Origin of the sequence: Paenibacillus forsythiae T98 (genome assembly GCF_000520735.1) — a bacterium.
Taxonomy (GTDB): Bacteria; Bacillota; Bacilli; order Paenibacillales; family Paenibacillaceae; genus Paenibacillus_AQ; species Paenibacillus_AQ forsythiae.
Genome location: NZ_ASSC01000800.1, coordinates 1 through 12092 on the forward strand (window position 1 = coordinate 1; position 12092 = coordinate 12092).

Here is a 12092-nt window from a genome sequence, read left to right on the forward strand (position 1 = left end):
ACGCTGCGAAGGCGTTACGAGAATGGCGGATGCCATCTCGTCATGCTCCGCCTGCGACAGCAGGTCGGCGGCAATATAAGCCGGTTCGGCGGTGTCGTCCGCCAGCACGACGATCTCGCTCGGTCCGGCGATGCTGTCGATATCGACGGCGCCGTACACCTCGCGCTTGGCCAGCGCGACGTAAATGTTGCCCGGTCCGCAAATTTTATCGACCGGCGCGATGGACTCCGTGCCAAAGGCCAGCGCGGCAACCGCCTGAGCGCCGCCGACACGGTAAATCTCATTCACGCCCGCCTCCGCTGCGGCGACCAGAATGTAAGGGTCGATCCCTTCTTTCCCGCCTGTCGCCGGCGGCGTCACCATGACGATCTCCGGAACCCCGGCGATCTGGGCAGGAATCACGTTCATCAGCACGGAGGAAGGATAGGATGCCTTGCCTCCGGGAACATAGACGCCCACGCGCTGAAGCGGCCGGATGATCTGTCCGAGAATCGTGCCGTCCGGCTGCAGGTCCATCCAGGAGTTGCGCTTCTGTCTGGCATGGAATGCGCGGATGTTGTCCGCTGCGGCCCGGATCGCCGAGACGAAGGATTCCTCAACGTGTTCATAGGCTGCCTGAAGCTCTTCCCGGGTTACCCGCACGTTGTCACGGTCCAGGCGGGCTCCGTCAAATTTTTCCGTATAGCGGAAAAGGGCAGCGTCGCCCTCCTGTTTGATATCGGCCACGATTTGCTTGACGGCCTTGTTCTGCTCGGGAGTGCCGTAATCGACATCCCGCTGCAGCTTGAAATCCCTGCTGGATTGCACCTTCACTGGTTTTCCTCCTTATATATCTATCGCCATATAGCGCCGGATCGCCCCCCCTTGGGGCTACCCGCTTCACGCCTCCCGTATTCTTCATCCCGGAAAATCACTCAAGCTATGGCCGCCTCGCAGCAGCGCATTGCTCAATTACCGGGCCGGCTGGGCGATAACGCCCTGCAATCGGTCGCACAGCTGCTGGATTTCCGCATTCTTCATCCGGTAGCTGACCCGATTCGCCACAAGCCGGCTCGTAATCCCGAAGATGCTCTGCTGTTCAACCAGTCCGTTCTCCCGCAGGGTCTGTCCCGTCTCCACCATATCGACGATCCGCTCGGCAAGCCCGATCAGCGGCGCCAGCTCGATGGAGCCGTTCAGCTTGATGACTTCCACCTGCTGCCCCTGCTCACGGAAATACCGGGAAGCGACATTCGGATATTTGGTCGCCACGCGCTGGTGAATGCCCGGCTCCCAGTTCGGCAGGCCGATAATCGACATCCGGCAGCGGGCAATGCCAAGGTCCAGCAGCTCGTACACATCCCGGTTCTCCTCCAGCAGGACATCCTTGCCGACGATGCCGATATCCGCCGCTCCGTACTCCACGTAGGTGGGCACATCCACCGGTTTCGCCAAAATAAACTCCATTCCCGCTTCAGGCAGCGGAATGACCAGCTTGCGGGAAGCCTCGCCCTCCGGAGGAATCGGCAGTCCCGCGGCGCGGAACAGCTCCGCCGCCTTGTTGTAAATGCGGCCCTTGGGCATAGCCACTTTAAGTATCTGCGCCATTTGCTTATGTCCGCCTTTCTATTTTTTATAGGCTAAAATATTGATCAACTGCGCTCTTTAACAAAAGAGACAAAGGTGTAAATCTCTCCATACCGCTTGCCGCCCGCATCCGTACCGGCATCGGCCGACGTTAACTCGCCGGGCTTCGTTACCAGCCGCGTTACCACGACACGGCCTTCGGCCCGCAGCCGCACCGACTGCTCCAGTCCTTCCTTGCGCCGCAATGCGTCATACTGAACAAGCGTAGGCAGCTCTTGTCTCTCCTCTACTCCTGAAACGCCGTCAAGAATGCGGGTCGTCTTCAGCGAGAAGCCCGTCGAAGGAACCGACCGGCCGAACTGCTGCAGCAGATTGTCGTAACGCCCCCCGCTGCATACCGGGAACCCGAGCTCGGCTGCATAGCCTTCGAACGTCATGCCCGTATAGTAAGTGAAATCTCCAACCATGGTCAGATCGATCAGCACATGCTCGGATACTTCATAAGCCTCCAGAACCTCCCACACCTTGCACAGATGCTCAATCGAGGCGCGGGCAAGCGGATGCCGGCTAAGCTCCAGCGCCTGACCGCAGATTTCCTTGCCGCCCCGCAGCCGCAGAAGCCCGTCCATCTCTTCTTTTTGCTCTTCCGTCAGGTTCAGCAGACTGAGCGAGTCGCGGAAAGCGACATAATCGCGGTCCAGCAGATGGTTTTTGAGCTCTTCCTGGACTTCCGGCAGCCCCGGAGCCACTTCCTGGAACAGACCGTTCAGGAAGCCGACGTGTCCCATGGCGATTTTGAACGTTCTCACTCCCGCCGCCTGAAGAGATGCAATGGCGAGAGCCACAACCTCCGCGTCGGCCTCCGGCGAATCGTCCCCCACCAGCTCGACGCCAGTCTGATAGAACTCAGCCTCGCGTCCGGCCTCCTCCTCAATCGCCCGAAACACGTTCGCATGATAAGACAACCGCAGCGGCAACGGCTCGTCCTTAAGCAGCGAGGATACAACCCGGGCCACCGGAGCCGTCATCTCCGAACGCAGCACCAGCGCCTGGCCGCGGTTATTCAGCAGCTTATACAGCTTCTGGTCCGAGGTCGAACTGGCAACCCCAACCGTATCGTAAAATTCCAGCGTCGGCGTCATAATCTGGCGATAACCCCATTGATTCATGCAATTCAGTACATCATTTTCAATTTTGCGCAGCTTGCTCACGGCATGCGGGAGGTAATCCCGGAAGCCTATGGGCTTCTCGAAGCCCTTCGGTTTGGACATATTGAAATTCACCTCATCGGTTAGTAGAAAGTCAGTCAACAGATTCTTCGTAAAAAGAAGCTTCATTTCCTTTACTATGGTAAAGTGGTAGTAAAGTAAAGCGACTTTGCTATCGTACCATGACATGTTATTTTTCGTCAATTCCAGCCTGCAAATCGCTATTGCACTCCTTATTATAGTTTCCATTATAGCTTTTTTTCGCTCGGTCTATCTATTTAAAAAAGAATAAGTAATCGCTTACAAATTTCTCTTTACAAATTGCGGCCTCCGGCGTATGATACAGACAAAAGTTGTATACAGGTATACTTGCATTTATGAAAACGGTTAAAGGGGTGGTCTTTAATGAAATTGGGTCTGATCGGACCTGGCAAGATGGGGTACAATCTGACTTTGAATTTGCTGAGCCATGGGCATGAGGTTATCGTAAGCGATCTCAATCCGGAGCCTGTCCGCCAGCTTGAAGGGCTTGGAGCCGTTGGGGCCCCCGGCATAGCCGAGCTTGCCGCGCAGCTTCCCCGTCCACGGATCATTTGGGTCATGGTTCCCGCCGGTGCCCCCGTCGACAGTGTTGTGAACACGCTTTCCGAGGTGCTGGATGAAGGGGACATTGTCATCGAAGGAGGAAATTCACACTACAAGGAGTCCATCGCCAGGGCCGGGAAGCTGGGCGGGTCGGGGATTCATTTTTTCGATGCGGGAACCTCAGGCGGAACCGAGGGGGCGGCCCGCGGCGCCTGCTTTATGATAGGGGGAGACCGCGAGGTATTCGGCGCTGTCGAACCGCTGTTCCGCGATCTTGCCGTAGAGAATGGATATTTGTATGCCGGTCCAAGCGGCAGCGGCCACTTCCTGAAAATGATTCATAACGGCATTGAGTACGGCATGATGCAGGCGATTGCCGAAGGATTCGAGCTGCTGGAGAAGAGCCCCTTCCAGTTCAACTATGAGGAGGTTGCCCGGGTATGGTCGAACGGCTCCGTTATTCGGGGTTGGCTGATGGAGCTTACCGAAAGCGCTTTTTCCAAAGATCCGAAGCTATCCGGCATTCGCGGAGTTATGCAAAGCTCCGGGGAGGGCAAGTGGACGGTGCAGACGGCGCTTGACCTTGAGGCCAGCACGCCGGTAATCGCGCTTTCCCTGCTGATGCGCTACCGGTCACTGGAGGAGAACACGTTCCACGGCAAAGTGGTCGCCGCTCTGCGCAATGAATTTGGCGGTCATGCTGTCATTAAAGAAGAGTAACCCCCGCTTCGGCGAAAAAGCAACCCGGAATACTGCTTTTCATACATAGAACCCGGATGGGCATATGTGCTATTATCGTAAATAACGAATATTGGCATACAGCAAAATCGTCCACAGAGGAGTCGTGTGAAATGCAGTATCCTACCGCCTGGCTGCAGGGCGTCTCGCTTGGAGAGTCTATCGCCTCCCGACTGAGGCTGCAAATTATAAATGAACAACTTAAAGCTGGAGAGGTGCTCTCGGAGAACCGGATCGCCGAAGAATTCGGCACGAGCCGTTCTCCTGTTCGGGAAGCGCTTAAATCCCTGGCCGCCGAAGGATTGATCCGGTTGGAACGGATGGGCGCCGTAATTGTCGGATTGAATCTTGAGAATGTAAAAGAGTTATACGACGTACGCTATCTCATTGAGAGCTTCGCCCAGCAGCGGCTTGTGGGAAGCCCGCAGGACGCGTTGATTCACCAGCTTGAGCAGACGATTGACCGGATGAAGCTGGCCGTCAAATATAACGATTACGTGGAATTTGCCTATCAGGATTTTTCTTTTCATGAAGCGATTGTCCTTCAGGCCCGCCATACCCGGATTCTTCATTTGTGGAACAGCATTCGCCAGATCGTTATGACCGTCATCCTGGTAACAACCGAACAGGGCTTTGCCGAAGGTGAAGAGCGCATGAACTGGATCGCCGATAAGCACCGGGGCATCGTTGACGGACTGCGGTCGCAGGATGCGGAGAAGATCCGCAAGGTTGTGCAGGAGTATTTTGCCGATTCGATGCTGACCCTTGGGCACGCTCTTCCATAAGAAAAATTCTCATTGGAGTCTCTCCAGGATGCTGCCAAACCCTTCTTTAGCGGTTGTTTTTGTTGTGATTAAAGCATCACTCAGCTCCGCTGAAAACGCATATACTCTTGAATTCCAAAAAAATATATTCCAAAATATGTATATTATGTGACATTTCCTGTCGACAAGTATACTGATGAACAAAAAAAGCTTGTTTGAAAACGCTTTACAGTAAGAAAATAGAAATTATTCGATGCCGTTCGACTATCCGGCATTCATTATTTAAGGGGGAGTATCATGAACAGTTTGTTCGGACTTGGCCATAATGCGACACTGCTGGTATGGACATTGCTCGTCATTGTATTTCTGGTTACACTCATTGCCAAATACAAATGGAATCCGTTCGTCACCCTGCTTCTTTCCGCGCTGGCTCTCGGTCTGCTTGCCGGCATGGAATACCAGAAGCTGATCAAATCAATCACCGGCGGTCTCGGCGGCACCCTTGGCACAATCGCTATCGTCATCGGCCTTGGGACCATGCTGGGGAAGATGATGGCCGAATCCGGCGGCGCAGAGCGCATCGCCACTACGCTGGTGGACCGGTTCGGGGAAAAACGGGTTCACTGGGCCATGATGCTCGTCGGCTTTGTCGTCGGGATTCCCGTGTTCTTCGAGGTTGGCCTCATCCTGCTTATTCCGGTTGTCTTCATGGTTGCCCGCAAGACCAAAATGTCGCTGCTGCAAATCGGCATTCCGGTGCTCGCCGGTCTGTCCACCGTACACGGTCTTGTCCCGCCGCATCCCGCGCCGATGATTGCCATTGACGCTTACGGCGCAAATTTGGGCAGAACGATTCTGTATTCCATCATCGTCGGTTTGCCAACCGCTATTATCGCCGGACCGCTGTTCGGCAAATTTATTGGTAAACGCATTCAGGTGCAGCCTCCTGCGGAGTTGGCCGAGCAATTCGCCACCAAGAGCGTTAAGGCGCTTCCAAACTTTGGCATTACACTTGTGACCATCCTGATGCCGGTTATTCTGATGCTGATTGGCTCCATTGCCGATATTCTCGATCCCGAATCGGTATACGCATTTACGCCATTCGCCAAATTCATCGGCCATGAAGTCATTGCCCTGCTGATCTCGGCGGTCTTCTCCTTCTTCTCGCTCGGCTTCGCCCGCGGCTTCAAGAAGGAGGAGGTTTCCCGCTTCACCAGTGAATGTCTCGCCCCGACCGCTTCGATCATTCTGATTATCGGCGGCGGCGGAGCGTTCAAGCAGGTGCTGATTGACAGCGGCGTCGGCGGGGCCATCGCTTCGCTCGCAACGCAGACCCATGTCAATCTGATCTTCTTCGCCTGGCTTGTAGCCGCGCTGATCCGCGTCGCCACCGGCTCCGCAACCGTAGCAATGACAACGGCGGCCGGGATTGTGGCCCCGGTGCTTGCCGTAAGCTCCGGCGCGCCTATCGAGCTTATCGTTCTGGCGACCGGCGCCGGCTCGCTCATCCTCTCGCATGTCAATGACGCCGGGTTCTGGATGATCAAGGAATTCTTCGGCATGTCCGTCGTCCAGACCTTGAAGAGCTGGACGGTGATGGAGACGCTCTTGTCAGTCATTGGCCTCATCTTCATCTTGATTTTGAGCGTCTTCATATAATTCAATATAAGATAGGCATTTATCGAAGTCATTGCGAGGATGCCGCCCTGATCCTTCTTTAGCGGGGGAGAATCAGTCCGGCTCCCTTTCGCATCATTTTGAGAAAGAAGGTCTGAGTTATGAGTACTCAATACATGATTGGTGTCGATATGGGAACTACAAGCACCAAATCTGTGCTGTTCGCAGAGAACGGAACCATCGTTACCAAGGCGGATCACGGCTATCCGCTCTATACCCCCTCGCCGTCCATCGCCGAGCAGGACCCCGAGGAAATCTTCCGGTCCGTCATGCACACCCTTTCGGCCGTTATACGGCAGAGCGGAGTCGAGGCCAAGGATGTCCTGTTCGTCTCATTCAGCTCCGCCATGCACAGCGTTATTGCTGTCGACAAGGACGGCCATCCCTTGACGAACTGTATTACCTGGGCCGACAACCGCAGCGCCGGGCAGACGCTGCGGCTAAAGAACGAGCTTGGCGGACATGAGCTTTATCTGCGCACAGGCACGCCGATTCACCCTATGTCACCGATTACGAAGCTGATGTGGCTGCGCGAGGAGCAGCCCAAGCTGTTCGAAGCCGCTCATAAATTCATTTCCATCAAGGAGTATATTTTCTTCAAGCTGTTCGGGGATTATATCGTGGATCACTCCATCGCTTCTTGCACCGGCATGATGAATCTGGAGCGGCTGGAGTGGGACAAGGAAGCGCTGAATATTGCCGGCATTGACGAAAGCCGCCTATCCCGCCTTGTCCCAACGACTCATGCCGCCCGCGGACTGCTGCCAGAAGCAGCCAAAGAAATCGGGCTCTTGCCGGATACCCCCTTTATCGTCGGCGCAAGCGACGGCGTTCTCTCCAATCTCGGCGTAGGCGCCATAGAGCCGGGTGTCGTCGCCGCCACCATCGGCACAAGCGGAGCAATCCGCACAGTGGCTGACCGGCCGATCGTGGACCCCAAGGGCCGGATCTTCTGCTATGCCTTGACCGAGAAGCACTGGGTCATCGGCGGCCCCGTCAATAACGGCGGAATGCTCTTCCGCTGGGTCAGGGACGAATTCGCCGCATCGGAGGTGGAGACGGCCAAGCGGCTTGGCATCGACCCTTACGATGTGCTCACCCGGATTGCCGAGCATGTGCCTGCGGGAAGCGAAGGCCTGTTGTTTCATCCTTATTTGACCGGTGAGCGCGCTCCGCTGTGGAACTCCGATGCCAGAGGCTCCTTTTTCGGACTTACCATGAACCACCACAAGGAGCATATGATCCGTTCCGTGCTGGAAGGCGTCATCTTCAATCTGTACACCGTTATGCTGGCGGTAGAGGAGCAAATGGGCCGCCCGCAGCGGATTATGGCGACCGGCGGATTTGCCCGCTCCGCCCTGTGGCGGCAGATGATGGCCGATATTTTCGACCAGGAGGTTGTCGTTCCGGAGAGCTTCGAGAGCTCCTGCCTGGGCGCAGTCGTACTCGGTCTGTACGCCACCGGGCGAATTGACTCTCTGAACGCCGTCTTCGGCATGATTGGCACGACCCATCGCCATTTGCCGAACCCTGCCGACGCAACCGTATATAAGCAACTGCTGCCCATTTTTATCTCCCTGTTCCGCAGCCTGGAAAGCAGCTATGAGGCTATTGCCAAATTCCAGCGCGATCAGGCTGGGGAGTAGTTTTTAGCTTTCATAATCTCTACTAAACCACCCTGCACTAAAGTGCAGGGATTTGTTCAAGCGACGCATAACAGCATTCGCCAAATTTAGGACTGACCATCACCGAACAAGGGTAGGGCCGCTGGCTTTTCCGCTACCCCTTTCTGCTTTTTCCGTACACGAAGTACAAGGTAATTGCGGACATCACCATCAGGATGACGGAATAGACGAGCGTCAGCGCCCGGGTATCCGCCAGCGCCTGCGCGTCCGTGCTGTTCTTGATGACAATCCCGAGCGGCTGGTAGAGCGGATGATAGAGAAACACAGTCAGATCGTAGTCGGCCAGCGTATTGTTGAAGTTCAGCGCCAGCACAGCCATGGTGGACGGCAGGATGATCGGCAGCAGCACCTTCCGGAACGTATAGAATGTGCGAGCGCCCAGGCTTCTCGCGGCATCCTCCAGATTGGGGTCCAGACTGAAAAAGGACGCTTTCACCATCCGCAGCGTGAACGGAATGTGGACGATGACGTAGCCGATGAGCAGCATCCAGACCGTTCCCGTCAGTACCAGATTGCCGAGGATCGCCCGCGGCTCGTTGAACGTGACAATCAGCCCGATGGCGATCAGCGTCGCCGGCAGCATCCACGGAATGAGCAGCGCATACTCCAGCGCGGTCGCCCACTTGTTCTTGTATTTGTGCAAAATACGCGAAGCGGCCAACGCCAGCGCCACAACGGCAACCGATGCGGCTGCGGCGTAGGCGATGCTCACCAGATAGGGCTTGAACGCCGTCATACTGGAGAACACCAGCGCGTAGTTGTCCAGGGTGAAGCTGCCCGGGCGGAGCGTGGCGGTGGCGATGCTGTGGGCATCGGTGAACGAGAATACGACGATCAGCACGACCGGGATCATGTAGATCAGGAACAGACCGTACGCCAGCGTATGGGCCACAGCGTTGCCGAGTCGGCTTGCGATCCTCTGTTTGACCAGCTCCGACTTGACTTTGGAGACCGACATGAAGTGGCCCCCGCGTTCGAGCCGGATCATCACTGTGAGCAAAATCAGGGTCGCCAGGCCGAGGATAAGCGCCAGCAGCGCGGCTAGATCTCTCGAAGTCATGCTTTTGGAGAAGGTCAGAATCATCGGCGTAATCGTCTGGAATTCCACGCCGCCCAGAATGAGGGGAGCGGAAGTCGCGGCCAGGCCGGTGAGGAAGATCAGGATGGTCAACGCGAAGAGAGTCGGCTTCAATACCGGAAGAACGACCCGGCGAAAAATATAGAAGGTGGACGCCCCCATATTTCGGGCCGCTTCAATGGTTTGATAATCGATCTTCCGCATCGCGTTACCAAGAAACAGCACATGATTCGACGTGCAGGCGAAGGTCATGACGAAGAGTACCGCCCCGTAGCCGTGGAACCAACTCGTGTCCATCTTCGGAAACCAGCCTGCCAGCAGCTTGGTAACGAAGCCGTTCTCCCCGTATACGAACTTATAGCCCGACACAAGAACCACCCCGCTGTAGATCAGCGTCGTATAATAGCCGAACCGCAGCAGCTTCGCCCCTTTGATGGCAAAATATTCAGTGAACAGCACCAGCGTGATGCCGACGGCGTTAACGGTAACCACCAGCGATACCGCAAGCAGAAAGCTGTTGTACAAGCTCCTCATCGCCCGCCCGGACGAAAGCAGCTTCTCGACTGCTTCCAGCGAGAAAACGCCGTCCTTAAAAAAGATCTGGTAATAAATATTCAGATTCGGATAAATCAGAAAAGCCGCGATGAACCAAGCGATCAGACCGTATAGGACGAGCGCGGCCGGGTGAACGGTCCTGAATCTGCCTTTCCATGTTTGTGCGTACAACCCACTGCCTCCGTTCTCTAAAACTGCATGATATCGCCTGTTCTCATGTACACCCAGGCCTCTTCACCGACCCGGCGCGGCGCTTGTCCGCTCTCCTGCTCAATCGTCTTCAGCAAGCCTCCCGCAGCCATCCGCAGGACATATTTGCTGTACAGCCCGTAGAACTCCCGCTCGATCACGGTTCCCCTTAGCTGTACGGCGTCCACCCCCGGCAGAGGATGCATGCTCACCTTCTCGTTGCGGATATAGGCTGCTCTCCCCGGATCGACCTTCTCCCGCAAGCGGCTGCCCGCGATCATCTCCGGTTCGATGCGGTTGATGTCGCCGATGAAATTGCAGACGAACTCCGTCCGGGAATGATTGTATATCTCCTGCGGCGTACCGACCTGCTCCAGATTGCCGCTGTTGAACACGGCGATCCGATTGGACAGCGTCAACGCTTCCTCCTGATCGTGAGTGACATAGATCGTTGTAATGCCGAACTGCTGCTGCAATTGCTTCAGTTCATGGCGCAATTGCACGCGCAGCTTGGCATCCAGGTTCGACAGCGGTTCATCCAGCGCCAGAATGGACGGCTTGAGGACGAGCGCCCTGGCGATCGCGACCCGCTGCTGCTGACCGCCGGACAGCTCGGACACTTTCTTGAACAACTGCTCCTCCTGCAAATCGACCTTGCGGGCGATATCCCGTACCTCCCGGTCGATCTCGGCCTTCCCCGCCTTGTTGACGCGCATGCCGAAGGCGATGTTCTCGTACACATTCATGGTCGGAAACAACGCATAGTTCTGAAACACCATGCCGATACCCCTATGCTCAATCGGGACATGGGTAATGTCCCGGTTCTTGAGCAGAATGCTCCCGCCCGAAGGGGCGATGAAGCCGGCCAGGCTGCGGAGAATCGTCGTTTTGCCGCAGCCGGACGGACCGAGAAAGGTGAAGAACTCCCCTTCTTCAATGCGCAGATTCAAATCTTTGACAGCATGAAACGAATCAAAATGAATTTGAAGATCGCGAAAGGTAATCATCGCTATTTCATGATCTGCAATTCGATCTTTTCAACCCATTGCTCAATATGATCTGCCATGAACGCCCAGTCAAGAGGCTGCGTCTTCAGCGTGGAATACAGCGCCTTGACAGCGGGATCGGCTTGCCCGGAGGCTAGGTTGTTCGCCGGCATTGCCTTGAACTGCGCGGCAAATGCGCCTTGCACCTCGGTTGAGCCGAGCCAATCCACGAACCGCTCGGCGGTTGCCTGCTTCTTCGTTCCGTTCACGATGGCCGCTTGCTCAACGATCATGGGCACGCCAATCTCCGGGCTGACGATACCCGCTTTGACTTTATACTGCTCTTCCTTCTTGGCGAGCGTACCGGAGACGATAGCACCCAGCGGCGTCTTCCCGCTCGCCAGATTGGCGTAGAAATCTTCCCCCTCGACCGCCGACACGCCGTTGTCGTACAATTTCCGCACTGCATTCCAGCCTTCCTCGGAGATGCCGAGATCGCCGCTTGGGTCCGTATAGCGGGTCAGGATGCCCGCCACGACGAGACGCGGCGTCATCTGTCCGAGCAACGTCGGCGCTTCATACTTGCCCTTGTACGCATCGTTCTGATACAGGTCCGTCCAGTCCTTCGGCGCTGTCTCGGGCGTGAACGCCTCCGGGTTGTAGCCGAGCAGAATCGCTTGCTTCACCAGAGCGTGATAGTAGCCTTCCGGATCGCTCAGCCCCTCCTCCACTTCACCCGCCCACTTCGGCACATAATGGGTCAGGACGTTCTCTTTCTTCAGATTCTCATAGAGCATGTTGTTCAATCCGTACACGATGTCAGCCGTCGGGTTGTTCTTCTCCGCAATCAGCCGGTTCGTCAGGTCCGCGCCGCCCGCTCCGACCAGCTCGATGTCAAAGCCCGCTTTCCCGGCCTCCGCGATCAGCCATTCGCCCCGGCCGTCGGAATTGGCATTGGTGTACACGATCAGCTTGTCGTTGGCCGAAGCCGTGTTCTCCGGCGCGTCCGAAGCGGCGGCCGCATCGGACGGCGGCGTTGTGCCTCCCGTTGCTCCGTTATT

10 protein-coding genes are annotated in these 12092 nt (G+C 56.2%); 4 read left to right on the forward strand and 6 right to left on the reverse strand.

Annotated elements, in window-relative coordinates; translation table 11 throughout:
* From hisD to L692_RS0124565, 3 genes are all read right to left on the reverse strand, one after another.
* Positions 1-813, reverse strand: an 813-nt coding sequence (gene hisD, locus L692_RS0124555) for a histidinol dehydrogenase (protein WP_025702579.1), incomplete at its 3' end; no start/stop codon positions are given.
* Positions 814-951: 138 nt separating this feature from the next.
* Positions 952-1587: an ATP phosphoribosyltransferase gene (gene hisG / locus L692_RS30110; protein ID WP_036725431.1), complete on the reverse strand. Its 636-nt coding sequence runs from the start codon at positions 1585-1587 to the stop codon at positions 952-954.
* A gap of 44 nt (positions 1588-1631) precedes the next feature.
* The gene (locus tag L692_RS0124565; RefSeq protein WP_025702580.1) at positions 1632-2837 is read right to left on the reverse strand and encodes an ATP phosphoribosyltransferase regulatory subunit; all 1206 of its coding nucleotides are present in this window, start codon (positions 2835-2837) and stop codon (positions 1632-1634) included.
* Positions 2838-3179: 342 nt separating this feature from the next.
* On the opposite strand from L692_RS0124565, the gene gnd reads away from it, so the two are divergent.
* The 4 genes from gnd (at position 3180) to gntK (ending at position 8184) form a co-directional block, all read left to right on the forward strand.
* Complete coding sequence (gene gnd, locus L692_RS0124570) at positions 3180-4079, forward strand: phosphogluconate dehydrogenase (NAD(+)-dependent, decarboxylating) (RefSeq protein WP_025702581.1); 900 nt, start codon at positions 3180-3182, stop codon at positions 4077-4079.
* 131 nt (positions 4080-4210) lie between these two features.
* Positions 4211-4882, forward strand: a complete 672-nt coding sequence (locus L692_RS0124575; protein ID WP_025702582.1) for a GntR family transcriptional regulator — start codon at positions 4211-4213, stop codon at positions 4880-4882.
* A gap of 276 nt (positions 4883-5158) precedes the next feature.
* Entirely contained in the window at positions 5159-6520 is a 1362-nt protein-coding gene (locus L692_RS0124580; RefSeq protein ID WP_025702583.1) for a GntT/GntP/DsdX family permease, read from the forward strand.
* Positions 6521-6639: 119 nt separating this feature from the next.
* Entirely contained in the window at positions 6640-8184 is a 1545-nt protein-coding gene (gene gntK, locus L692_RS0124585) for a gluconokinase (protein ID WP_025702584.1), read from the forward strand.
* A 133-nt stretch (positions 8185-8317) separates the two neighbouring features.
* Here the strand turns inward: gntK and L692_RS0124590 are convergent, their stop codons facing one another.
* The 3 genes from L692_RS0124590 to L692_RS0124600 all read right to left on the reverse strand — a co-directional run.
* A complete protein-coding gene (locus L692_RS0124590) occupies positions 8318-10027 on the reverse strand; it encodes an ABC transporter permease (RefSeq protein ID WP_025702585.1) in 1710 nt (569 codons plus the stop codon).
* A gap of 17 nt (positions 10028-10044) precedes the next feature.
* Positions 10045-11052 (reverse strand): ABC transporter ATP-binding protein, encoded by a 1008-nt coding sequence (locus L692_RS0124595; RefSeq protein ID WP_025702586.1) that lies wholly within the window; start codon positions 11050-11052, stop codon positions 10045-10047.
* Between the two features lie 2 nt (positions 11053-11054).
* A partial coding sequence (locus tag L692_RS0124600) for an extracellular solute-binding protein (protein WP_025702587.1) occupies positions 11055-12092 on the reverse strand: 1038 nt, incomplete at its 5' end.